Annotated in this window: 21 protein-coding genes; 7 read left to right on the forward strand and 14 right to left on the reverse strand. The window is 64.1% G+C overall.

Annotated features, from left to right (window positions below; all coding sequences use genetic code 11):
• The first annotated feature begins 136 nt into the window (after window positions 1-136).
• Window positions 137-1,039, forward strand: a complete 903-nt coding sequence (locus IAE40_RS14325) for a LysR family transcriptional regulator (RefSeq protein WP_054892028.1) — start codon at window positions 137-139, stop codon at window positions 1,037-1,039.
• Between the two features lie 274 nt (window positions 1,040-1,313).
• On the opposite strand, the gene IAE40_RS14330 is transcribed toward IAE40_RS14325, so the two are convergent.
• Window positions 1,314-1,766 (reverse strand): Lrp/AsnC family transcriptional regulator, encoded by a 453-nt coding sequence (locus IAE40_RS14330; protein ID WP_054892027.1) that lies wholly within the window; start codon window positions 1,764-1,766, stop codon window positions 1,314-1,316.
• A 110-nt stretch (window positions 1,767-1,876) separates the two neighbouring features.
• Here IAE40_RS14330 and IAE40_RS14335 point away from each other — a divergent pair, with 110 nt between their 5' ends.
• The 3 genes from IAE40_RS14335 (at window position 1,877) to IAE40_RS14345 (ending at window position 5,540) form a co-directional block, all read left to right on the forward strand.
• A complete protein-coding gene (locus IAE40_RS14335; RefSeq protein WP_197891327.1) occupies window positions 1,877-2,491 on the forward strand; it encodes a LysE family translocator in 615 nt (204 codons plus the stop codon).
• A gap of 88 nt (window positions 2,492-2,579) precedes the next feature.
• Complete coding sequence (locus IAE40_RS14340) at window positions 2,580-3,212, forward strand: LysE family translocator (RefSeq protein ID WP_197891329.1); 633 nt, start codon at window positions 2,580-2,582, stop codon at window positions 3,210-3,212.
• A gap of 99 nt (window positions 3,213-3,311) precedes the next feature.
• The gene (locus IAE40_RS14345; RefSeq protein ID WP_200603422.1) at window positions 3,312-5,540 is read left to right on the forward strand and encodes an ATP-binding protein; all 2,229 of its coding nucleotides are present in this window, start codon (window positions 3,312-3,314) and stop codon (window positions 5,538-5,540) included.
• 96 nt (window positions 5,541-5,636) lie between these two features.
• Here the strand turns inward: IAE40_RS14345 and IAE40_RS14350 are convergent, their stop codons facing one another.
• From IAE40_RS14350 to IAE40_RS14395, 10 genes are all read right to left on the reverse strand, one after another.
• The gene (locus IAE40_RS14350) at window positions 5,637-7,817 is read right to left on the reverse strand and encodes a response regulator (protein ID WP_200603423.1); all 2,181 of its coding nucleotides are present in this window, start codon (window positions 7,815-7,817) and stop codon (window positions 5,637-5,639) included.
• Window positions 7,818-7,923: 106 nt separating this feature from the next.
• A complete protein-coding gene (locus IAE40_RS14355; RefSeq protein WP_063545284.1) occupies window positions 7,924-8,487 on the reverse strand; it encodes an NUDIX hydrolase in 564 nt (187 codons plus the stop codon).
• A gap of 20 nt (window positions 8,488-8,507) precedes the next feature.
• Window positions 8,508-9,254, reverse strand: coding sequence for a GntR family transcriptional regulator (locus IAE40_RS14360; protein WP_054892021.1), 747 nt, complete (start codon window positions 9,252-9,254; stop codon window positions 8,508-8,510).
• Between the two features lie 86 nt (window positions 9,255-9,340).
• A complete protein-coding gene (locus IAE40_RS14365; protein ID WP_054892020.1) occupies window positions 9,341-9,730 on the reverse strand; it encodes a carboxymuconolactone decarboxylase family protein in 390 nt (129 codons plus the stop codon).
• Between the two features lie 196 nt (window positions 9,731-9,926).
• Window positions 9,927-10,412, reverse strand: coding sequence for a flavin reductase family protein (locus IAE40_RS14370; RefSeq protein WP_197891333.1), 486 nt, complete (start codon window positions 10,410-10,412; stop codon window positions 9,927-9,929).
• 13 nt (window positions 10,413-10,425) lie between these two features.
• Window positions 10,426-11,907, reverse strand: a complete 1,482-nt coding sequence (locus IAE40_RS14375; protein WP_200603424.1) for an aldehyde dehydrogenase — start codon at window positions 11,905-11,907, stop codon at window positions 10,426-10,428.
• On the reverse strand, window positions 11,904-12,737 hold the full coding sequence (locus IAE40_RS14380; protein ID WP_054892017.1) for an alpha/beta fold hydrolase: 834 nt from the start codon (window positions 12,735-12,737) through the stop codon (window positions 11,904-11,906). Before IAE40_RS14380 ends, IAE40_RS14375 begins: the two co-directional genes overlap by 4 nt.
• A gap of 60 nt (window positions 12,738-12,797) precedes the next feature.
• Complete coding sequence (locus IAE40_RS14385) at window positions 12,798-13,394, reverse strand: amino acid synthesis family protein (RefSeq protein ID WP_054892016.1); 597 nt, start codon at window positions 13,392-13,394, stop codon at window positions 12,798-12,800.
• A gap of 232 nt (window positions 13,395-13,626) precedes the next feature.
• Window positions 13,627-14,670 carry an LLM class flavin-dependent oxidoreductase gene (locus IAE40_RS14390; RefSeq protein ID WP_153772753.1) on the reverse strand — a complete coding sequence of 348 codons (1,044 nt, stop codon included), beginning with the start codon at window positions 14,668-14,670 and terminating at the stop codon, window positions 13,627-13,629.
• 141 nt (window positions 14,671-14,811) lie between these two features.
• Window positions 14,812-15,297 carry a flavin reductase family protein gene (locus tag IAE40_RS14395; protein ID WP_125929614.1) on the reverse strand — a complete coding sequence of 162 codons (486 nt, stop codon included), beginning with the start codon at window positions 15,295-15,297 and terminating at the stop codon, window positions 14,812-14,814.
• A gap of 318 nt (window positions 15,298-15,615) precedes the next feature.
• Here IAE40_RS14395 and IAE40_RS14400 point away from each other — a divergent pair, with 318 nt between their 5' ends.
• Window positions 15,616-17,019: a purine-cytosine permease family protein gene (locus IAE40_RS14400; RefSeq protein ID WP_151924953.1), complete on the forward strand. Its 1,404-nt coding sequence runs from the start codon at window positions 15,616-15,618 to the stop codon at window positions 17,017-17,019.
• A 43-nt stretch (window positions 17,020-17,062) separates the two neighbouring features.
• On the opposite strand, the gene IAE40_RS14405 is transcribed toward IAE40_RS14400, so the two are convergent.
• Together IAE40_RS14405 and IAE40_RS14410 are read right to left on the reverse strand one after the other, a co-directional pair.
• Window positions 17,063-18,688: a methyl-accepting chemotaxis protein gene (locus tag IAE40_RS14405; RefSeq protein WP_200603425.1), complete on the reverse strand. Its 1,626-nt coding sequence runs from the start codon at window positions 18,686-18,688 to the stop codon at window positions 17,063-17,065.
• A gap of 233 nt (window positions 18,689-18,921) precedes the next feature.
• Complete coding sequence (locus IAE40_RS14410; protein ID WP_200603426.1) at window positions 18,922-20,124, reverse strand: NAD(P)/FAD-dependent oxidoreductase; 1,203 nt, start codon at window positions 20,122-20,124, stop codon at window positions 18,922-18,924.
• A gap of 278 nt (window positions 20,125-20,402) precedes the next feature.
• On the opposite strand from IAE40_RS14410, the gene IAE40_RS14415 reads away from it, so the two are divergent.
• The gene (locus IAE40_RS14415; protein ID WP_065862557.1) at window positions 20,403-20,945 is read left to right on the forward strand and encodes an RrF2 family transcriptional regulator; all 543 of its coding nucleotides are present in this window, start codon (window positions 20,403-20,405) and stop codon (window positions 20,943-20,945) included.
• Here the strand turns inward: IAE40_RS14415 and IAE40_RS14420 are convergent.
• Entirely contained in the window at window positions 20,942-21,280 is a 339-nt protein-coding gene (locus tag IAE40_RS14420; protein ID WP_200603427.1) for a cupin domain-containing protein, read from the reverse strand. The two genes, IAE40_RS14415 and IAE40_RS14420, sit on opposite strands and share 4 nt — an antisense overlap.
• An 85-nt stretch (window positions 21,281-21,365) precedes the next feature.
• On the opposite strand from IAE40_RS14420, the gene IAE40_RS14425 reads away from it, so the two are divergent.
• Entirely contained in the window at window positions 21,366-22,265 is a 900-nt protein-coding gene (locus tag IAE40_RS14425; RefSeq protein ID WP_063545274.1) for a LysR family transcriptional regulator, read from the forward strand.
• The last annotated feature ends 16 nt before the right edge of the window (window positions 22,266-22,281 follow it).

The raw sequence follows: 22,281 nt of genomic DNA on the forward strand, positions 1-22,281 counted from the left end.
GGGGGTAGGGCGGGGGGCAAGTCGATCTCCCTGTACGGCGAGAGCCAGAGGCGGCTGACAGAGAAAATTATCGACCTGTGGATTGATCAAGTCTATTTTCTACTTTCTATGAATCCATAACTGAAATTCATCGATCATGGACCTACGTGACCTGACGTACTTCGCCACCATCGCCGAACTTGGCCACCTGGGGCGCGCCGCACAGCAACTCAACCGCAGCCAACCGGCGCTGAGCAAAAGCATCCAGCGCCTGGAAGAGTCGTTGGGCGCGCGGCTGTTCCAGCGTGATGGCCGGCGTATCAAATTGACCGATGCTGGCGCGTTGTTGCTGGCGCGCGGCAAGCAGTTGCAGGTGAGCATCGCCGAGACCGAGCGTGAAGTGCGCGACTTTGCCAGCGGTTTGGTGGGCAACATCCGTTTGGGCTGTGCCGCGAGCATGGCCGAGCACCTGCTGCCGCAACTGACCGCTTCGCTGCTGGAGCGAGCGCCGCAACTGACCTTGAAGTTGTCGATCGGCCAGGACGACATGCTCAAGGACTCGCTGCGCTCAGGGCGGCTGGACGCGATCATCTGCGGCTTGATCGTCGATGACCCGCAGTTTCGCTCCTATCCGATCCTGCAGGACGAAGCGGTGGTGGTGGCCAGCGCCGATCACCCGGTGTTCTCGGGTGATGTGCAGTTGAAGGACCTGTGCAACTACCGTTGGGTGCTGGCAGCTCCCACGGTGACGGCGCGACGCTGGATCGACAATGTGTTCAGCAGCCACCAGTTGCCGCTGCCCGAGGTGCAGATCGAGACCAACTCGATCTCGCTGCTGCCCCGGTTGATCGCCAAGACCCGTCTGCTGAGCTTTGCCGCACGCGAGACGCTGGAGCATGGCCTGGGCATGTCGTGGCTGCGCGAAGTGCCGCTGGAGGCCACTACCATGCGCCGCACGGTCGGGGTGACGGTACGCGCCGAAGGCTACCTGCCGCCAGCGGCGGGGGCGATGGTGGAGTTGTTGAGAAATGCCGGGGATGGGTTCTTTCGCGGGGATTGATGGCTGAGTATTGCACCGCAGCTTGAGGCTCGTGGAGGCTTTTGCAGGGGCGGCGGTTCGGCGCTCCGACTTGCCCCGAGATGGGCCGCTCAGCGGCCCTGGCGATACCAAAAAAGGGTGGCGGCTGTACGCAGTTTGGTCGACCGGGAATCAAGGAAACCGGCGCGCACGAAGGCGCCCCCCGTACAGCCGCCATAGAAGCGCGCGGAGGTTACCGGTCCGAGGGAAGCGTTTCAAGGCGGCGCCACCTCCGGATACATTTCAGTGCGCTCACTCACATGGGCAACAACCGATCCTGGATCACTTCCTTCATCACCAGCGTCGAACTCAGCCGTTTCACATTGGGAATGCTGGTCAGGATTTCGTCATACAGCTTCTGGAACGCCGGCAGGTCCTTGGCCACCACATGCAGCAGGTAATCCGGGTCGCCGAACAAGCGCTGCGCCTCGACGATCTGCGGCACCTCGGTCACCGCCGCTTCGAAGTCGGCCACTGGCTGGCGGGTCACCTCGCGCAGGGTGACGAACACCAGCGCCGCAAAGTTCAGGCCCACCGCCGAAGGCGCCAGGCGTGCGTGGTAACCGAGGATCGCCCCGGACGCTTCCAGCGCCTTGAGCCGACGATGGCAGGGCGAGAGGCTCAGGCCAACGCGGTCGGCCAGTTCGGTAACCGACAGGCGACCGTCCTTTTGCAGTTCGGCAAGGATTTTTCGATCAGTGCGATCCATGGGGGAGAATCTTCCAAGGTGTTCAAGGTTGTCGGCAATATACGAAAGATAATCCCCGCGCGGAATCCGTAATCTTCCTTTCAACCAGACCTCTGAAAGGAACACCCGAAATGACCCTCAGTGTATTGGCCGCGTTCTGGGCCGTGTCGTTGCTGTTCGTCATCACCCCCGGCGCCGACTGGGCTTACGCGATCTCGGCCGGGATGCGCGGCCGTTGGGTGATGCCGGCAGTGGCCGGGATGTTGTCTGGGCATTTCATGGCCACCCTGGTGGTGGCGGCCGGGGTCGGTAGCCTGATCGCAGGGCACCCGCTGGCACTGACGCTGCTGACCCTTGCCGGTTGTCTTTACCTGCTGTGGCTGGGGGGCAACCTGTTGCTCAAGCCGGCGGCGCCGCAGGCGGGAGTGGTTCAGGCGGGGGAGACCGGTTCGCGCTGGGCGCTGCGCGGATTTTGTGTCAGCGGGCTCAACCCGAAGGTGTTCCTGCTGTTCCTGGCCTTGTTGCCGCAATTCACCGACCCCACCTCCAACTGGCCGCTGCCGCTGCAGATCCTGCTGCTGGGGCTGGTGCACCTGTGCAGTTCGCTGGTGATCTACCTGATGGTCGGCTACGGCGCCAAGGCCGTGCTGCGCACCCGGCCACAGGCGGCGCAGATCGTCGGGCGGGTGTCGGGCGCGGTGATGATCACGATCGCGCTGGGGCTGATAGTCGGGCAGTTCGGTTGAATGCCTGGATTTGCAGGGGCAGCCGTTCCACGATGGCCTCGACACCGGATACACTTCGCGCTTCCCTCGCACGCCAAGGATGCGCCCGATGCCTGAGTTCTCCCACCTGCTGGCTTTTGCCCTGATCGCACTGGGCATGGTCCTGACCCCCGGCCCGAACATGGTCTACCTGATCTCCCGCTCGATCTGCCAGGGGCGGGTTGCCGGGTTGATCTCGCTGGGCGGCGTGGCCATGGGCTTCGTCTTCTACATGCTCTGCGCCGCGCTGGGCATCACCGCACTGGTGATGGCCGTGCCCTACGCCTATGACGCACTGCGCATCGGTGGCGCGCTGTACCTGCTGTACCTGGCCTGGCAGGCGCTCAAGCCAGGCGGGCGTTCGCCGTTCCAGGTCCGCGACCTGCCGGCCGACAGCCCGCGGCGGCTGTTCATGATGGGTTTTCTGACCAACCTGCTGAACCCCAAGATCGCGGTGATGTACCTGTCGCTGATGCCGCAGTTCATCGAGCCGGGCCATGGCAGCGTACTGCTGCAATCGCTGGTGCTGGGCTCCACGCAGATCGTCATCAGCGTCACGGTCAATGCGATGATCGCCCTGATGGCCGGCTCCATTGCCGTTTTTCTCGCGGGTCGGCCGCTGTGGCAGCAGGCTCAGCGCTGGTTGATGGGGACGGTATTGGCCGCGCTGGCGGTGCGCATGCTGGCTGAAGGGCGTCGCTGAACGCGCTGATGCGAAGACGGATGGAACGTCTGCGCTGTGCTGATTTCATATCCTCAGATACTCAATACAGTGCCCGGAAACACTGATGGTCTGCATGACATGAAATCACTACAGGACGGTGATACCGAACACGCCCGGCCCCTGGCGCCCGCCTTTCTGATCAACGGCGGCACGGTCGGCTCGCTGTTGCAGAGCCTGGAATGGACCGAGTCGCCGCTTGGCGCCCCAGGCACATGGTCATTCAGCCTGCAGACGCTCATGGCGACTATCCTCCCGGCCAAGGCCCAGATCGTGCTGTTCTGGGGGCCGGAGTACGTGGCGCTCTACAACGATGCCTACGCCCCGACCATCGGTGCCAAGCATCCGCGTGCGCTCGGGCGGCCTGCCCGCGAGCACTGGAGCGAGTTGTGGGACGATCTCGAACCGTTGCTACGGAATGTGCGTGACACCGGCGAGACCTTCTCGGCGCGCGACCGTCCGTTCTATATCGAGCGCCGGGGCCTGGGCGAGACAGCCTATTTCGATGTTTCCTATTCGGCGGTACGCGAGGCCGATGGCAGCGTGGGTGGGGTGCTGTGCATCGTCACCGAAACCACCGAGCGCGTTCAGTTCGAGCGGCGCCAGGCGTTCCTGCTGGCGTTGGGCCGGGCGCTTCCGGAGATGGACGAACCCGAGGCGATCGAGACCTTTGCCACGCGCCTGCTCGGTGAGGAGCTGGGCGCCTCCCGGGTGTGCTTTGCCGAGGATCTGGGCGATGACGAGCGCTATGTCGTCGCCCGTGACTGGGTCGATGGGGTGGCGTCGCAAACAGGGGAGCACTTGTGGCGCGGACATGACGGGTTGTTGCGCGAGCAACTTCAGGCGGGGCATGGGGTGCATGACGACTATCCGGCTGGCGCCTCCAGAGACCTGTGCGCCAGCCTGAAGGTGCCGCTGCTGCGCAGCGGTGTGCTCGATGCCATGCTGTGTGTCTACTTCAATCGCCCTCATTCGTTCGTCGACGATGAATGTCAGCTGGTGGAAGAGACGGCCAAGCTGGCCTGGTCTGCGATCATCCATGCCCGCTCGGAGCGAGCGTTGCGCGCCAGCTCCGCGCACCTGGAGGCAACGCTGGCCGAGCTGATGACGCTCAACGCCACGCTGGAGGAGCGGGTTGCCAGCATGCTGGCCGAGCGTGAGTCCGACCTCATGCAGTTGCATGAGGCACGCAAGATGGAGGCCGTCGGCCAACTGACCGGCGGCATTGCCCATGACTTCAACAATATGCTCACCCCGATCATTGCCTCACTGGAGCTGATCGCCCGGCGGCCGGACGACGCGGCGCGTTCGACGCGTCTGATCGAAGGCGCCCTGCAGGCGGCGGAGCGGGCACGCAGCCTGGTCGGCCGTCTGCTCAGCTTTGCCCGGCGCCAGACCCTCAAGCCTGAGCCCGTCTGCCTGGCTGCACGGATCGGTGACATGCACGAATTGATCATGCGCTCGCTGGGGCCGACCATCGAGGTACAGGTCGATGTCGACCCGGCGCTGCCGGCAGCAGTGGTGGACCCGCATCAACTGGAGCTTGCGCTGATCAACCTGGTACTCAACGCGCGCGATGCGATGCCAGGCGGTGGCAGGTTGAGGATTCGTGCGGGGCTGGACGCCGCACGGGCGGATCGGCCTGCAGGGCCTGGGCAAGGGGCGATGGTATGGCTGGAGGTGGCCGATAGCGGCTGCGGTATGAGCGATGAGGTGCTGGCGCGCTGCTGCGAGCCATTCTATTCCACCAAGGGCGCGGGCAAGGGCACCGGGCTTGGCCTGCCGATGGTGCAGGGGCTTGCACTGCAGTCTGGCGGCGGGTTTGCCATTCGTTCGCAGCCGGGGCAGGGGTCGACAGCGACATTGTGGCTGCCGACCACTGACGCCGAAACCCTGTGTCGCGATGACCCGGTGGACGAAGTGTCCAGGCCGACGCGTCCGGTCAGGGTATTACTGGTGGATGACGAAGCCATCGTGCTCCATGCCACGGCAATGCAGCTGCGTGACTTGGGGTATGAAGTGAAAGCGGTCTTGAGTGCGGCCGAAGCCGAGCAGGTGCTGGAGCAGGGATTCGCCGTGGAAGTGCTGGTGACCGACCAGATGATGCCCGAGCGGACCGGCGCCGAGTTCGCCCAGGCGCTGCGGCGGCGTATGCCGGCGCTGCCGGTGTTGATCATTACCGGCTATGCCAACCTCACGCCGCGTGAGCTCTGTGGCTTCGAGGTATTGCGCAAGCCGTTCCGCCGTGCGGAGTTGGCGCAGAGCCTGGCGCGCTTGCTGCCGCTGGTTTACGCGCAATCCGAGGGCTGACGTCGTTTCTTGTGGGGGCGGACCCTGCAGACTCCAGTTGCAAAGACCCTGCGCCCACTGATCCCATCGCACAAATAATGTGCAAGGCCGTTGCAGCTATTGCGTGAGCACCTGGTCCAGCAACTGGCATACCTGCTCGGCCGAATACGGCTTGGCCAGGAAGGCGAAGCCCTGGTGCCCCCCTTCGGCAATGGCATCGCTGTAGCCGGAGGTGAGGATCACCGGCAGTTGCGGCCTGGTGCGGCGCAGTTCCCGGGCCAGAGCCAGGCCGCCCATACCGGGCATTACCACGTCGGAGAACACCACATCGAAGCCCTGCGGTGTCATGTGCAACTGCGCCAGTGCATCCTCGGCACTGGTCGCCCAGCTGATCTGGTAGCCATGATCCTTGAGTATCTGCGCGGTAAAGCTGCCGACGTCGCGGTTATCCTCCACCACCAGGATGCGCCGCGGCCGGCTGTCGACCGGGGCATTTGCAGCGCTGGCGAGGCTCTGTTCGGTTTCCGGGGGCGAGACCTGAGGCAGGTACAGGGTGAAGGTAGTGCCCTGGCCCGGCACGCTGGTGACCTGCATGTCGCCGCCGGACTGCTTGACGAAGCCGAACACCTGCGACAGGCCCAGGCCGGTGCCGTGGCCCGAGGCCTTGGTGGTGAAGAACGGGTCGAAGATGCGCTCCAGCAATTCATGGGCAATCCCGACGCCACTGTCGATCACCGAGATCGCGGCGAACACTCCAGGCTGCCCCGCTTGTCCACGTTGCGCCGGCATCAGCTGATCTGGCTGCAGGTGCAGGCGCAGCGTGCCTTCGCCATTCATGGCGTCGCGGCCGTTGATCATCAGATTGATCACCGCCGTTTCCAGCTGGCCCAGGTCGGCGCGGATATGGCAGGGCGTCTCGGGCAGATCCAGTTTGACCTGGATCCGTGCGCCGGTAGCGGTGTCGAGCATGTCGGCCATGGCTTCCAGTCGCGGGCCCACTTCGAACACCTGGGGGCTCAGGGCCTGGCGGCGGGCGAAAGCGAGCAGTTGGCCGGTGAGCTTGGCGCCGCGATCGACGGTGTCTGACACGGTCTTGAGGTAGCGCTGGCGGCGACTGTCATCCAGTTCCGGGCGCTGCAGGAAATGCAGCGACGAGCGGATGATGGTCAGCAGGTTGTTGAAGTCGTGGGCGACACCACCGGTGAGCTGGCCGATGGCTTCGAGCTTCTGGGTCTGGCGCAGTACGGCCTCGGTGTGCAGCAACTGTGCGGTACGTTCTTCGACACGCTGCTCAAGGGTGGCGTTGAGCGACTCGAGCGCCTGCATCGCTTCGCGTACTTCGGCATGTGCCTGAACCCGCTGGATGTGTGCCCAGCTACGCTCGGTGACTTCGCTGATCAGCGCCCGCTCGTAGCCGGTCCAGGCACGCGGCTGCTTGTCATGGATGGCCATCAGCGCCGTCAGGCGCCCATCCTTGATCAGCGGCATGCAGATGGTCGCAGTGATGCCGATGGCCTGGAAGGTCGCGGCCTCCTGCGGTTCGAGCTCGCTGAGGTTGTCGTTGATCACCAGCGCCCTGCCTGCGCGCAGGCGCTGTACGGCCAGGCGGCCGAAGGCGGCGAGACGATATTGGCCGAGCAGGCGCGGCGAGCCGGGCGTGACCCAGTCTCCGCAGATGGTGAAACCGTCCTGATCGGGCTCCATCACTGCGTAGGCGCAGCTCGACAGGCGCAGGTGCTCGCCCAGCTTTCGGGTGGTGATGGCCAGGATCCGGTCCGGCTCGGTGGCGTTGGCCACGGCGCGGCCGAGGTCGTCGAGGAAGTTGAGGCGGCGGTTGGCGACCACGCTGGCGGTGGTTTCGGTGACAGTGTCGAGCATACCGACGATCTGGCCGTCCTGGTCGCGGATCGGGCTGTAGCAGAAGGTGAAATAGGCACGTTCCGGCCCGTTGTGGCGGTCGATGATCAGCGGGAAGTCTTCGATGTACACCGCCTCGCCGTCCAGGGCGCGGCGGGTCATGGCACCGATATCGTTCCAGGCTTCATGCCAGACGTGGCTGAAGGGGCGACCCAGGGCCGGAGGCTTGTCGCCGAGGATTTCGCTGAAGGCGTCGTTGTGCAGGGTGATCAGGTCATCGCCCCACAGCACCGCCTGCGGGAAGCGCGAGGCCAGGCACAAGGCCACGGTGGTCTTGAGCACGTCGGGCCAGGCATCAATTGCGCCCAGGGGCGTTTTCGCCCAGTCGTGATTGCGGATGCGTTCGGCCATTAGCCCGCCGCCATCCAGCCATTTCGCCATGAGGTTTGCCGTTTCGTTTGCGTGGAGGGGATAGGGTGCACCGAGAATGTCGGGCTGGCGAGCGATTTGTGAGACAGGGTCGGCCGTGTTGAGGGACGGGCGCTATTCAGCGCATGAAATGCACCTTGCCGGTGTCGTCATTGCCCATGTAGATGCCATACACCCCGGCCTGGCGTTCGAGGATGTAGCGCTCGAGGATCTGGCGGATCGCGGGGTAGTAGATCGCGTCCCAGGGAATGTCCTCGGGCGCGAAGAAGCGGTAGTCGAGAGTCTCGGGGCCGAACTGGCCGGTCTCCTGGGTGGCGATGGCGCGGAAGATGATGTACACCTCGCTGATCTTCGGCACGCTGAAGATCGAATACGGCGAGATGATGTCAGCGCGCACGCCGGTTTCTTCCCAGACCTCGCGCAGCGCCGCCTGCTCGGTGGTTTCGCCGGCCTCCATGAAGCCTGCGGGCAGGGTCCAGGTACCGGGACGTGGCGGGATGGCGCGCTGGCACAGCAGGTACTTGCCGTCGCGTTCGATGATGCAGCCGGCGATGATCTTCGGGTTGATGTAGTGGATGTAGCCGCAGGCGGGGCAGTGCAGGCGCTCGTGGGTGTCGCCGGTGGGAACGCCCCGGTCCAGTGCCGTGGTGCATTGCGGGCAGTAGCGCGGGGCGTTGGGCATGATCGGTGGCCTGTGGGGGGTTAAATGCGTGGATCCTTCAGCGCCAGGGGCTCGACCATGTCGCGGACCTTGGCATTGTCGTCCTGCTTCTGGCGCAGGTAGTCCAGTGCCACCTTGGCGGCGGCGCGTACATGGTCGACCGAGGCCTGGTGAGCGGCCAGCGGGTCGCCGCTCTTGATCGCCTCGACCATCTTCTCCATTTCACGGTTGCTGGCGCCGCGGCGGTTTTCCTGCGAGACCGAGGTGGCGCGCAGGTAGCTGATACGTGCCTGCAACTGACGCAGCTGGGTAGCGGCGACGTGGTTGCCGGAGCCTTCGAGCAGCACGTCGTAGAAGCCCTGTACCGAATCGAGCACCTGCTGCAGCTCGCCTTCCTCCAGCGCCTCGCGGTTCACGTCCAGGGCGCGCTCCAGGGCGCGGATGTCCTTGGCTTTGGCGTTGAGGGTGAACAGTTGGACGATCAGGCCTTCGAGCACGCAGCGCAGCTCGTAGATGTCGCGGGCGTCTTCCAGGGTGATGATGGCCACGCGCGGGCCCTTGGCATCGGCGAACTCCACCAGGCCCTCGGACTCGAGGTGGCGCAGGGCTTCACGCACCGAGGTGCGGCTGACGCCGAGACGGTCGCACAGGTCGCGTTCGACCAGACGGTCGCCCGGCAGCAGGTGGAAGTTCATGATCGCCCCGCGCAGCTTGTCGAGCACGATTTCGCGGAGCGTGACGGGGTTGCGGTTGACCTTGAAGCTGTCGTCGAGTGGCTGGCGTTTCATCAGGTGCGCTCTTTATGAGGCTGTTGCGCCAACGTCGGAGTGCCCCGAACCCAGGCGCTCCTTGCAGTGGTTCGAACAGCCCGCTGTTAACGGGTTGGCTCCGCATCGGCTTCGGCGAACGCTTCGCGGGCCAGGCGGAAGCTGTCCACCGCCGCGGGCACGCCGCAATAAATGCCGACCTGGAGCAGGATTTCGCGAATCTGTTCACGGCTCAGGCCGTTGCGCAAGGCGCCGCGGATATGCAGCTTGAGCTCGTGGGGCCGGTTGAGGGCGGAAATCATCGCCAAGTTTATCATGCTGCGCTCTTTGAGCGATAAGCCGTCACGGCCCCAGACATGACCCCAGCAATACTCGGTGACCAGTTCCTGGAGCGGCTTGGTGAAGTCGTCGGCGTTCTGGATGGAGCGGTTGACGTAGTCCTCGCCCAGCACCTGGGTGCGGATCTGCAGGCCCTTCTCGTACTTTTCATTGCTCATTGCAGTGCTCCGAATGAAAACAGGGGCCGCAACCGAGGGTGAGACGATTAGCGCGGCCCCTAAAAACAGGGACATCGGTGTGGGTTTCTTCGCGGGTGAACCCGCTCCCACAGGGATCGCACAGATACAGAGGCCTGTGGAGTACCTGTGGGAGCGGGTTCACCCGCGAAGAAGCCAACACCGATCATGGGTTGTATCAGCCCAAGGGGGGCAGGGCGCCAAGCTTGCCCTTGTGATAGACCATCGGTGTCACCGGCTCGGCCGGCAGCACCAGGTTTTTCACCGCCCCGACGATGATCGCGTGATCGCCGCCGTCGTACTCGCGCCACAACTCGCACTCGATGATCGCCGTGGCCTTGGCCAGCAGCGGGTTGCCCAGCTCGCTCAGGTGCCAGTCGATGCCTTTGGCCTTGTCCTTGCCTTTACCCGCAAAGGCATAGGCCTCGGCGGTCTGGTCGGCCGACAGCAGGTGAATGGCGAACTGCTTGCTGTCGCGCAGGATCGGGTAGGTGTCGGAGGCGTAGTTGGGGCAGAACAGCACCAGCGCCGGCTCGATCGACAGCGCGCTGAAGGCGCTGGCGGTAATGCCGACGATTCCGCCATCGCCATCGAGCGTGGTGACCACAGTCACGCCGGACGGGAAGGAGCCCATCACGTCTTTATAGATGCCAGGTTCGATCATCTCGTGCTCCTTCTCAACGCATCACAAACGGATCGGGCATTGGCGCGGTGGACAGGTTGATCCACACGGTCTTCAGCTCGGTATAGGCCAGCACCGAATCGATGCCGCTCTCGCGGCCGTAGCCGCTGTTCTTGAAGCCGCCGATCGGCGCCATGGCCGAGACTGCGCGGTAAGTGTTGACCCAGATGATTCCCGAGCGCACGTCGCGCGCCAGGCGATGGGCGCGGCCCAGGTCGCGAGTCCAGATGCCGGCGGCAAGGCCGAACTGCGAGTCGTTGGCCATGGCCAGCGCCTCTTCCTCGGTCTTGAAGCGGATCACTGCGGCGACCGGGCCGAACACCTCTTCCTGCATGATGGTCATCGTGTTGCTGTCGCACTCGAACAGGGTCGGCTCGTAGAACCAGCCGTCGCCCTCGACTTCGGCGCGCTTGCCACCCAGGCGCAGCTTGGCGCCCTCGGCCTTGGCCGCAGCGACCAGACCTTCGACCACGGCCAGTTGCTGGGCGGTGGCCATCGGGCCCATTTCGCTGGCGTCGTCCTGCGGGTTACCGATGCGGATGCGCTTGGCCCGCTCGATCAGGCGCTCGACGAATTCGTCGAAGATCTCGTCCTGCACCAGCAGGCGCGAACCGGCCACGCAGCTTTGCCCGGAGGCGGCGTAGATACCGGCCACCGCGCCGTTGATGGCGCTGTCCAGGTCGGCGTCGGCGAAGATGATGTTCGGCGACTTGCCGCCCAGCTCCAGCGACAGCTTGGCGAAGTTCTCGGCGCTGCTGCGCACCACATGGCGGGCAGTGGCGGCGCCGCCGGTGAAGGCGATCTTGCGCACCAGTGGATGACGGGTGAGCGCCGCGCCGGTGCTTGGGCCGTAACCGGTGACGACGTTGACCACGCCGGCCGGGAAACCGGCTTCCAGCGCCAGGCGGGCCAGCTCCAGGATAGTGGCCGACGCATGCTCCGAGGGTTTGAGCACGATGGTGTTGCCAGCGGCCAGGGCCGGGGCGAGCTTGATCGCGGTCAGGTACAGCGGGCTGTTCCACGGAATGATGCCAGCCACCACACCGATGGGCTCGTGCACGGTGTAGGCGAACAGGTCGGGCTTGTCCAGCGGCAGGGTGCCGCCTTCGAGCTTGTCGGCAAGGCCTGCGGTGTAGTGGAAGAATTCCGGCAGGTAGCCGACCTGGCCGCGGGTCTCGCGGATCAGCTTGCCGTTGTCGCGGCTTTCGAGCTGGGCCAGGTGCTCCTTGTTCTCGGCGATCAGGTCACCCAGGCGGCGCAGCAGCTTGCCCCGTGCGGTGGCGGTGAGCCCGCGCCAGGCCTTGCTGTCGAAGGCGCGCTGGGCGGCCTGTACCGCCAGCTCGACGTCCTGCTCGCCGGCATCGGGCAGTTGCGCCCAGGCCTGGGCGGTGGCCGGGTCGAGGCTGTCGAAGGTCTTGCCGCTCTGGGCATCGCGCCATTGGCCGTCGATGCACATCTGGAAACGAACGAGGGTCATGCAACTATCCCCTTGGCGGATTCGGTGAGGGTGCGGGCTTGGCTCAGGAAGTCCAGCAGCATGCGATTGACTTCGCGCGGAGCCTCAACGGGCATCATATGCCGTTGTTCGGCCAGGACCACGCTGCGGGCGCCGGGAATGCGCGCGGCGAGCTGGCGGGTCATGGCCGGGGTGGAGCCGGAATCGAGTTCGCCGGTGGCGATCAGCGTTGGCACCTGGATGCTGCCCAGGTCCGCTTCGCGGTACATGTCCTGGGTGGCGAACAGCGAATAGGTGGTGTGGTAACCCTGGGGGTCGTTGCTGGCCAGCACCTGGCGGATGGCCGCGACCTGGGCCGGGTTGGCCGCTTTGTACTCGCGGCTGAACCAGCGGTCCAGCGCCGCGTCGACGTTGGCGTCCGGGCCAAGCTCGGCAGCCTGCGCGGCGCGGGCGATGACACCGGCGCTCTGCTCGGGGCTGCGGTTGAACACGCTGTTGAGCACGACCAGGGCCGACAGCCGCTGCGGGTAGTGCAGGGCGAAGGCGCGGGCGACCAGGCCGCCCATGGAGAAGCCGATGACGGTGGCCTGGGGGATCTGCAGGTGGTCGAGCAGTTCGGCGAGCTGGGTGGCGTAGCCTTGCAGGTCGGTGTCCGGCGCGGGCAGCGCGCTCTGGCCATGGCCGAGCATGTCGTAGGCAATGACCCGGTAGTCGGTGGACAGGCCGACGAACTGGCCACCCCACATTTCCTTGTTCAGGCCCACGCCGTGGATCAGCACCACGGGTTGGCCCTGGCCGAGGCTCAGGTAGCTGGTCCCGGCAGGTGTACGTTCAGCGACAGGCTGAATCATGGATGGCGCTCCTTGAAAGGCCGGTGCCGTGACGCTTGGCTCCGGCCCGTCTGCTTATTGTTATTGAGCGTTGGCTTTCTCGGCAGCCAGTTCTTCCAGGTCGATGTAGCGGTTGCCGATACGCGGGTGCAGGCGGCCGCCGTCGGAGGCGCCCAGGACCACGACGATCTCGTCGGCGCGCGGGGCGTCTTCGATCTGCATTTCCAGGGTGATGTAGTGCGAGCGCAGGCCTTCGTCGTCCTTCTGCATCATCGGGATCTGGATCGAGGTGCCCGGGCCGCCGCGCTTGTTGGTGAAGCTCAGGTAGCTCTTGGCCTGGACCGCTTCACGGTAGTGGTTGCCAAAGCGCAGGGTGTGGATCACCGCCGACGCGTGCTCGATCTCACCCTCGGCACCGACCACCGCTGCCTTGCCGTATGCCTCGATCTTGTCGGCACCGCCGATGGCGGCGGTCAGGCGCTCGACCATCAGCGCACCCAGTTCGGAGCAGTTGGCGCGGATTTCCGGCTTGAGGTCTTCGACAAAACCACGGCCAGCCCATGGGTTCTTGATCACCACGGCCAGGCCGACCATGGTCACTGGTTTGTCGGTGGCCTTGCCGCCTTCGATGCGGGTTTCTTCGGAGTAGGTGACGATCTTGCGGATTTCGAAACTCATGGAGGGCTCCTGGTGAGGGTTATCAGTTCTTGTTGTCTGATGGTATACCATAATATTTGATGTGCAAGAGGGGACGGGAAATTTCTCCTGCGGGGGGACGAAAGGTGCGCTGTACCGGGGTTTTCTCGGGTGTCTGTATTGATTTTCTGGTGGGTAGGCGCAGGCAAACTGCAGCCAAAAAAATGCCCGCTCTCACAGGTCATGAAAGCGGGCAGGTGCAGCGGGCTACCGATCAGGCAAACGCTGGCACCACTTCCTTGATGAACAGTTCCAGCGATTTGCGTTTTTCTGCGTGCGGCAGGCTGTTGTCACACCAGAAGCTGAATTCGTCGACGCCAAGTTCCTGGTAGTACTTGATGCGCGCAATGATTTCTTCGGGGGTGCCGATCATGGTGTTCTTGCGGATGTTTTCCAGCGCGAAGGCCGGTACCTCGGCGAACTTGGACTCGGGGCTGGGCTCCAGGAAGCCATTGACCGGGGTGGTCTTGTTGCCGAACCAGGCATCGAAGGTGCGATAGAAGCGCGAGATCGCCTGGGCGCCGATCTTCCAGCCATCGGGCTCGGCCGGGCTGTGCACGTGGGTGTGGCGCAACACCATCAGTTGCGGGCGCGGCACTTCAGGGTTGTTGTCCAACGCGGCCTGGAACTTGTTCTTCAGGTCCAGCACCTCTTCGTCACCCTTCATCAGTGGGGTGACCATGACATTGCAGCCATGCTTGACCGCAAAGTTGTGCGAGTCCGGGTCGCGGGCGGCGATCCACATCGGTGGCATACCGTGCTGCACAGGCTTGGGTACGCTGGTGGAGGTGGGGAAGTTGTACACCTCGCCTTCGTGGGCGTAGTCGCCCTGCCACAGGGCGCGGACCGCCGGGACCATCTCGCGCAGGGCCTTGCCGCCGTCGGTGGCGGGCATGCCACCGGCCATGCGGTCGAACTCGAACTGGTAGGCGCCGCGGGCCAGGCCCACTTCCATGCGGCCGTTGCTGATCACATCGAGCAGGGCGCATTCGCCAGCTACGCGGATCGGATTCCAGAACGGCGCGATGATAGTGCCGGCGCCCAGGCGGATGGTCTCGGTACGGGCAGCCAGGTAGGCCAGCAGCGGCATGGGGCTAGGCGAGATGGTGTATTCCATGGCGTGGTGTTCGCCGATCCATACGGTGCTGAAACCGCCGTGCTCGGCCATCAGGGTCAGTTCGGTCAGGTCTTCGAACAGCTGGCGGTGGCTGACCTGGTCATCCCAACGTTCCATGTGTACGAACAGCGAAAACTTCATGGGGCTTTCCTCGGAGCTTGTTGTGGTCGATGTGGGGACGGCGCGGCACAGGGAAACAGGCCGCGTCCTGAATGACACCGGCTTTGCCAGTGATCGCGGGACGAGCCCGCTCCCACAGAGTCTTGCGTCGAACTGCAGGTATCAGGCGAAGGCGGGCAGGCTGGCCATTTTGCCGCGGCAGTAGACCATCGGTCGTGGGGCGTCCTCAGGCACGATCAGGTTGTGTACCTTGCCGACCATGATGGCGTGATCGCCACCTTCGTACTCGCGCCACAGCTCGCACTCGATGATCGCGGTGGCACCGGCCAGCAGCGGGTTGCCCAGCTCGCTCAGGGCCCACTCGATACCGCTGGCCTTGTCCTTGCCTTTTTTGGCGAATGCATAGGCTTCGGCCTGCTGCTCGCCGGACAGCAAGTGGATGGCGAAGCGCTTTTGCTTGATCAGTACAGGATAGGAGTCGGAGCTGTAGTTGGGGCAGAACAGCACCAGCGGCGGGTCCATGGACAGGGAAGAAAAGGCGCTGGCAGTGAGGCCGACGACCGAGCCGTCGTCGTCCAGGGTGGTGATGACCGTGACGCCGGACGGGAAGGAGCCCAGGACGTGCTTGTAGACGGTTGCGTCGATCATGGCGTGTACCTCTAAGGGGCGTGCGGTGGTCCGCGTTTTTTATCGTTGATGTGTCTGATGGTATACCGTAATACCTATATTGCAAGCAGAATTTTCTGCGCCCGGGAACACACGATGAACGGTAAAAGCCCCGTATTCATTGGTCTTGATTACTGGAGCCCTGCGCCACAGTGGCGCACAAGGCAGATCAGATGCGCTGAAAAAGCACAGCGCAGTGTTGTCAAAAGTTTGGAATACCATAATATGGTCTTCAGCTGAGAGGCCGCCCCGAGCGGTTTCCATACAAAGATAAAAATGATCCTTTCGAGCTGAAATCCTATGTCCCAACCGTCGTCGCAACACCAGTTTGTCGAGAATCACACGGTCGATCATGTTCCCCCCTCCGAGCGCCACGGGAAGGCGCGCGACCTCTTCACCCTCTGGTTCAGTACCAATATCGCGCCACTGCCGATCGTCACCGGCGCGATGGTGGTCCAGGTGTTCCACCTGAACCTGCTGTGGGGCCTGGTCGCCATCGTGATGGGGCATCTGCTGGGCGGGATCGTCATCGCCCTGGCCTCTGCGCAGGGACCGCAGCTGGGCATTCCGCAGATGGTGCAGAGCCGCGGCCAGTTCGGGCGCTACGGCGCATTGCTGATCGTGTTCTTCACCGCGCTGATCTATGTCGGCTTCTTCATTTCCAACATCGTCCTGGCGGGCAAGTCGATCCACGGCATCGCTCCGAGCGTGCCGATGCCCACGGCCATCGTCATCGGTGCCCTGAGCGCCACGGCCATTGGCGTGATCGGCTATCGCTTCATCCATAGCCTGAACCGCATCGGTACCTGGGTGATGGGCTCGGCGCTGCTGGCCGGCTTCATCATGATGTTCGCCCAGGAGCTGCCAGCCGACTTCTTCAGTCGCGGGGCCTTCAACCTGTCGGGCTTCATCGCCACGGTGTCGCTGGGCACCATCTGGCAGATCAGCTTCTCGCCCTACACCTCGGACTATTCGCGCTACCTGCCGCGCGAGATCGGTATCGCCAAGCCGTTCTGGGCGACCTATTTCGGCGCGACCCTGGGCACCATCCTGTGCTTCAGCTTCGGGGCGGTGGCGGTGTTGTGCGTGCCGGAAGGCACCGATGCGATGGATGCGGTCAAGCAGGCCACCGGCTGGTTGGGACCGATCCTGATGGTGCTGTTCCTGCTCAACATCATCAGCCACAACGCGCTGAATCTGTATGGCGCGGTGCTGTCGATCGTTACCGCGATCCAGACGTTCGTCGCTCACTGGACGCCGAGCGTGCGGGTGCGGGTAGTGCTGGCGTCGGTGATCCTGTTCGGGTGCGGGCTGGTGGCGCTGAATGCCTCGGCGGGGTTCATCGGCCAGTTCATCGGCCTGATCCTGGCACTGCTGCTGGTGCTGGTGCCCTGGGCGTCGATCAACCTGGTCGACTTCTACCTGATCAAGAAGGGCGAATACGACATCGCCTCGTTCTTCCGCGCCGATGGCGGCATCTACGGTCGCTTCAACCACCACGCCATCGTTGCCTATGTATGCGGGATCCTGGTGCAACTGCCGTTCGCCAATACGGCGCTGTATGTGGGGCCGTATTCGAACATCGTCGAAGGCGCCGACCTGTCGTGGCTGTTCGGGTTGCTGGTGACGGTGCCGCTCTATTATTGCCTGGCCACTCGCGGCAAGGCGCTGAAGGCGGGGCGTGCGCTAGGTGTGAGCGACTAGTTGATGTGCAAGAGGGCCGCAAAGCGGCCCTCGGTGTTTCAGTTCACACCTTGAACTGCGCCACCATCCCGTTCAATTCCACCGCCAGGCGCGAGAGATCCTGCGCCGCGGCGCTGGTCTGGTTGGCTCCCGCAGAGGTCTGCATCGCCAGGTCACGGATGTTCACCAGGTTGCGGTCTACCTCACGCGCCACCTGGGCCTGCTCTTCGGACGCGCTGGCGATCACCAGGTTGCGCTGGTTGATCGCGGCGATCGCCTCGGCAATCAGCTCCAGTGCCTGACCTGCGGCCTCGGCGATCTCCAGGGTGCCGCTGGCACGGCCCTGGCTGCTGTGCATCGAACCCACGGCGCGCTCGGTGCCGGTCTGGATACCCCCGATCATCTGCTCGATCTCGGCCGTGGACTGCTGGGTCCGATGGGCCAGCGCCCGCACTTCATCGGCGACCACGGCAAAGCCACGTCCGGCTTCACCGGCCCGCGCCGCTTCGATGGCGGCGTTGAGCGCCAGCAGGTTGGTTTGCCCGGCGATCGAGCCGATCACATCGAGCACGCGGCTGATTTCGTTGGCGCTGGTGGCCAGTTGTTCGATCTCGCTGGAGGTGCCGGTGACGTCCTCGACCAGTTGCTGGATCGAGCTCAGCGCCTGGTTGACCTGGTCGCGGCCATCGCGGGTGGTCTGGTCGGCGCCCCTGGAGGCGTCGGCGGTGCTGACGGCGTTGTTGGCCACTTCCTCCACCGCAGCGGTCATCTGGTTGACCGCAGTGGCGGCCTGGTCGATCTCCGCGCTTTGCTGGTGCAGGCCGCGGCTGGTGTCTTCGGTGACGGTGTGCAGCTCTTCGGACGCCGAGGCCAACTGGTCGGACGAGGCTGCGATCTTGCGGATGGTGTCGCGCAGGCTTTCCTGCATGCGGCTCAGGGCCCGTAGCAGCAGCGCCGGCTCGTCACGACCGACGATGCGGATTTCCTGGGTCAGGTCGCCGGTGGCCACGCGCTCGGCAACGCTCACGGCTTCGGCCAACGGTACGACGATGCTGCGGGTCAGCAGCACGGCGATGGCCACCAGCGCGAGGATGATCACCACCAGCGACAGCACGATCAGGGCAAAGGCTTCTTCATAGGCGTCACTGCTGCGCTGCGAGGCTTTGTCGGCACCGTCGGAGTTGTACTGGATCAGGGTGCCGAGCGCTTTCATCATCGAGTCGGCGTACTCGGCCAGCGGGCCGTTGACCAGGCGCCTGGCCTCGGCAATGTCGCCATTGGCCGCGGCATCGCGGATCGACTTCTGCAGACCGTGGTAGCGCTGGGTGAGAGAGACGAAGTTATCGAACAGGGCGCGGTCGTCCTTTTCGATGATGGTCGATTCGTAGGTTTTGATGCCTGCTTCGAGCGAAGTATTGATCTCGCCGATGCGGCCGAGGGTGGTCTGGCGGACGGCGGGATCTTCCTCGATCACGCTGCGCAGGGTCATGGCGCGGGCGCGGCCGAGATTGGTGCTGACCTCGTTCAGGGCAATGATCGCCGGCATCCAGGTGACGCGGATCTCATCGGTGGCGCTGTCCATGCGCCGGGTTTCGTACAGCGATATCAGACCCATGACCAGCACCAGGACGCCCAGCAGCGTAAATACGCTGGCTGCCCGGATACCAATCTTCATATTCCTTAAGTGCATGGAGCTACTCCTTGAATGTGGCGTGCAGGCGTCAAGCGCTGGGTCGTGGTGCCGGAACCGGCGAAAGGGGCCAGGCGTCTCGGTGCGCTGCGGGAAAGTACAATATCCTTAACTTTAGTAGGTTTTTTGACGTCAATAATGCCACGGTGCCACTATTATTGACCAGTCATTCAATGTAACTACACGTACAAACAGATCCGTCATTTTTTGACGGATCTGTCAGGTTTATTCGCTTAAACGATGGCGATCATTGGATCGGCAGCGGCCAGGGCCTTGCTGCGATCAGCCTCTGGCGGGTAGATCCACACCGAGTTGATCTGGCGCTTGAGCTGCTTGCCTTCATCGCCCTGCAGCTTCAGTTCACGTTCCCAACCTTCGCTGAAGGCCGCGCCCCAGTCGCCCAGATCGAGGCAGGTGACGTACTTGGGCTGGCGATACACCACCGGCGCCTCGCCGAGCAGGTCGGCCATGGCATTGTTGCCCGAGTGACGGCCCATGGGGATGGCGTGCTGGCAGGTCATCAGCGCGTGGTTGCCCAGGTCATCGACTGCGGCCCAGGCCACGTCGCCGGTGGCGTAGATATGCTGCTGGCCGATGACCTTGAGGTGCTCGTCGACGCGCAGGCGACCCTGGGCATCACGTTCGCCGGCGATCTGCGCGGTCAGCGGGCTGGCCTTGACGCCTGCGGTCCAGATCACCGTCTTGCTGGCGATGTACTCGCCGTTGTCCAGGGTCACGCCACCGGCATCCACCGCGATCACCGAAGCATTGGTGAGCCATTGCACGCCGGCGTGCTGTGAGGCGGCAACGATGGCTGGGGTGATGCCGGCACCCAGGGCTGCACCGACCTGTGCGCCGCGATCAATCACGATCACGCGGATATTGGCCTGCTCGCCGAGTACTGCGCGCAAGCGGGCAGGCATTTCGGTGGCGGTCTCGATGCCGGTGAAACCGCCGCCGCACACCACCACGGTGTTGCGGGCCGGGGAGGCCGGCAGGCTGGCGAGGTCGGTCAGGTGTTGCTCCAGCTTGACCGCCGACTCCATCTGGTCGACATCGAAGCTGTGCTGATCCAGACCCGGTACGGCAGGGCGGGCAACCTGGCTGCCGGCGGCCAGTACCAGGCGCTCGTAACCCAGTTGGCGGGTCTGGCCATTGGCGTCGATATAGGTGACCGAGCGTGCGTCGGCATCGATGGATTGGACATGGCCCTGGATGAAATTCACCCCTACAGCCTCGAACAGCTCGCCAAGCGGCGCTTTCATCGTGTGCACATCTGCTTCGTAGAAGCGCGGGCGGATGCGCAGTTCGGCCTGCGGCGCGAGCACGCTGATGTGGATGTCGCCACGCTTGGCGAGGTCGAGCAGGCGGGCGGCGCTCAGGGCGCTCCAGACGCCGGCAAAACCGGCACCGATGATCAGGATGTGTGGGTTCATGGACAGGCTCCGCGAGAGGGTCGAAGGGGTTTGGGTCGAGGTTCGGCGTGCGTTGCTGCGCTTGCTGAATAACTACGACTCTATTGGTCGTAGTTTAAAACGACAAGCTTTTTTTTAGCGGGCAGTCGCAGGCAGCCCTCGCTTTGCAGGTGGAGCAGCGATAAATCAAGGGTTCTGGGTGATTGAGGAAAATAGGCAGGCGACCGATGGTGGCCGATGGCTTTGCCAGTTCCTGGAGAAGGGCGTACTATTTGCGACAAATTTGGTCGGAGATTGACATGTCGTTATACAGCGCGGGCGTCGAGTACGGCATTCACTGCCTGCTGTTCCTCATCGACGAGCGCGGCGATAGCCGCGAGTCCAGCGTGCGCGATCTCGCCGAACTGCAAGGGGTGCCGCAGGAATACCTGGCCAAGGTCTTCACCAAGCTGGCGCGTGCCGGGCTGGTGGCGGCCACTGAAGGCGTGCGTGGCGGTTTTCGCCTGGCCCGGCCTTCGGACGAAATCACCGTGCTGGATATCGTCAACGCCATCGATGGGCCGAAGAAGATCTTCGATTGCCGCGAGATCCGCGAGCGCTGCTCGCTGTTCGACGGTGCAGCGCCCGGCTGGGCCACCGAGGGCACCTGTGCCATCCATGCGGTGATGCTCAGCGCGCAGAAACGTATGGAAGAGGCACTGGCCCAGCAGACCATCCTCGACCTGGCGCGGCGCTTCGGGCGCAAGGCGCCGGCCGAGTTCGGGCAGAAGGTCAATGACTGGATGAGCGAGCGGCGTGATGGCAAGGGTGGGGCAGGAGACATCGCGCTCAAGCAGCTCTAGCGCGTATGGGCTGTGTAGAACACTGCCAGCCAGACCGTCGTCGCATCGGCCTGCGTCCACTCCACGCGGTGTCGGCAATGCGGCGGGATATCCAGGTGGTCGCCTGCCTTCAGTACCCGCGTTTCGCTTTCGTGCTCCAGGCGTAACCCGGCGCTGCCGGTGAGAACCACCACCCACTCGCCTTCGGCCTGGTCGTACCAGAAATCGGGCGGGCTGCATTGGCCGCTGGAGACGATGCGCTCGATGCGCAGCCCTGGGCGGCGCAGCAGTTCGTCGAATTGCTCGGCGGCCGCAGGATCGAGCGGGGGCAGGGGGCTGAACAGGTTATCGGGCATGGACGTTTGCCTTTCTTGATTCCGGACGGTGATTGTAGGAAGGTTCCGGGATTTTCCGCACGGAGCTACGCAAGGAATCACGCCAATGGACAAGCTGCTGGCCATCAAGATGTTCATGGCGACTGTTGAAGCCCAGGGCTTTTCCGCTGCCGGCCGACGGCTCGGGGTCGCGACCTCGTCGGTGACACGCCTGGTCGATGCGTTGGAAAGCGAGCTGGGTACCAGCCTGCTCAACCGCTCGACCCGGCAGGTCAGCCTGACCGAGGCGGGTGTCGGCTACTACCAGCGCGCCCGCGCTATCGTCGCGGCCTTGGCCGAGGCCGATGCCAGCGTCGCCGATCGCGGGCAGGAACCGGTGGGCGTGCTACGCCTGTGCCTGCCGGTGGAGTTCGGGCGGCGGATGATTGCGCCGCACCTGGGCCGCTTCATGGCCCGCTACCCCTCGCTGGAGCTGGATATCGACCTGAGCGACCGCTTCGACGATTTGCTCGACGGGCGCTACGACCTGTCCATTCGCCTGGGTGATCCGGCGCCGAGCGACGAGCTGGTCAGTCGCACCCTGGGCACTTTTGAACGCTGGCTGGTGGCCAGCCCGGATTACCTGGCCAGCCATGCTGCGCTCGAACACCCCGCGCAGTTGAGCGAGCATGCCTGTTTGCGCTTTCGCTATAGCGGCCTGGGGCGACCTTGGCAACTGCGCCAAGGAGACGAGCTGATCGAGGTGGATGTGGCCGGGCCCTTGCGCTGCGCCAACTCCGACTTGCTGCGCGAGGCGGCGGTGGCGGGCAGTGGCGTCAGCCTGCTGGCAGACTGGCTGGTGCGCGACGATGTCGCTGCCGGGCGTCTGGTGCGGTTGTTCCCGGGCTGGCAGGCCAATCCGATCGCTGCCAGTTGCAATATCAACGCCCTGTACCTGCCCAACCATCGCTGGTCGCGGCGGGTAACGGCGTTCATCGAGTTCTGCGAGTCGTTGCTCAGGCCCTGAGCGTGGTGGCGTTGCG

It is taken from the genome of Pseudomonas sp. S44, from assembly GCF_016624805.1.
In the GTDB taxonomy this organism is placed as follows: domain Bacteria; phylum Pseudomonadota; class Gammaproteobacteria; order Pseudomonadales; family Pseudomonadaceae; genus Aquipseudomonas; species Aquipseudomonas machongensis.

Bases quoted from the DNA above. Each gene is read 5' to 3' on its own strand.
- IAE40_RS14325 (WP_054892028.1), top strand. From the start codon at position 137: ATGGACCTACGTGACCTGACGTACTTCGCCACCATCGCCGAACTTGGC.
- IAE40_RS14330 (WP_054892027.1), bottom strand. From the start codon at position 1,766: ATGGATCGCACTGATCGAAAAATCCTTGCCGAACTGCAAAAGGACGGT.
- IAE40_RS14335 (WP_197891327.1), top strand. From the start codon at position 1,877: ATGACCCTCAGTGTATTGGCCGCGTTCTGGGCCGTGTCGTTGCTGTTC.
- IAE40_RS14340 (WP_197891329.1), top strand. From the start codon at position 2,580: ATGCCTGAGTTCTCCCACCTGCTGGCTTTTGCCCTGATCGCACTGGGC.
- IAE40_RS14345 (WP_200603422.1), top strand. From the start codon at position 3,312: ATGAAATCACTACAGGACGGTGATACCGAACACGCCCGGCCCCTGGCG.
- IAE40_RS14350 (WP_200603423.1), bottom strand. From the start codon at position 7,817: ATGGCGAAATGGCTGGATGGCGGCGGGCTAATGGCCGAACGCATCCGC.
- IAE40_RS14355 (WP_063545284.1), bottom strand. From the start codon at position 8,487: ATGCCCAACGCCCCGCGCTACTGCCCGCAATGCACCACGGCACTGGAC.
- IAE40_RS14360 (WP_054892021.1), bottom strand. From the start codon at position 9,254: ATGAAACGCCAGCCACTCGACGACAGCTTCAAGGTCAACCGCAACCCC.
- IAE40_RS14365 (WP_054892020.1), bottom strand. From the start codon at position 9,730: ATGAGCAATGAAAAGTACGAGAAGGGCCTGCAGATCCGCACCCAGGTG.
- IAE40_RS14370 (WP_197891333.1), bottom strand. From the start codon at position 10,412: ATGATCGAACCTGGCATCTATAAAGACGTGATGGGCTCCTTCCCGTCC.
- IAE40_RS14375 (WP_200603424.1), bottom strand. From the start codon at position 11,907: ATGACCCTCGTTCGTTTCCAGATGTGCATCGACGGCCAATGGCGCGAT.
- IAE40_RS14380 (WP_054892017.1), bottom strand. From the start codon at position 12,737: ATGATTCAGCCTGTCGCTGAACGTACACCTGCCGGGACCAGCTACCTG.
- IAE40_RS14385 (WP_054892016.1), bottom strand. From the start codon at position 13,394: ATGAGTTTCGAAATCCGCAAGATCGTCACCTACTCCGAAGAAACCCGC.
- IAE40_RS14390 (WP_153772753.1), bottom strand. From the start codon at position 14,670: ATGAAGTTTTCGCTGTTCGTACACATGGAACGTTGGGATGACCAGGTC.
- IAE40_RS14395 (WP_125929614.1), bottom strand. From the start codon at position 15,297: ATGATCGACGCAACCGTCTACAAGCACGTCCTGGGCTCCTTCCCGTCC.
- IAE40_RS14400 (WP_151924953.1), top strand. From the start codon at position 15,616: ATGTCCCAACCGTCGTCGCAACACCAGTTTGTCGAGAATCACACGGTC.
- IAE40_RS14405 (WP_200603425.1), bottom strand. From the start codon at position 18,688: ATGCACTTAAGGAATATGAAGATTGGTATCCGGGCAGCCAGCGTATTT.
- IAE40_RS14410 (WP_200603426.1), bottom strand. From the start codon at position 20,124: ATGAACCCACACATCCTGATCATCGGTGCCGGTTTTGCCGGCGTCTGG.
- IAE40_RS14415 (WP_065862557.1), top strand. From the start codon at position 20,403: ATGTCGTTATACAGCGCGGGCGTCGAGTACGGCATTCACTGCCTGCTG.
- IAE40_RS14420 (WP_200603427.1), bottom strand. From the start codon at position 21,280: ATGCCCGATAACCTGTTCAGCCCCCTGCCCCCGCTCGATCCTGCGGCC.
- IAE40_RS14425 (WP_063545274.1), top strand. From the start codon at position 21,366: ATGGACAAGCTGCTGGCCATCAAGATGTTCATGGCGACTGTTGAAGCC.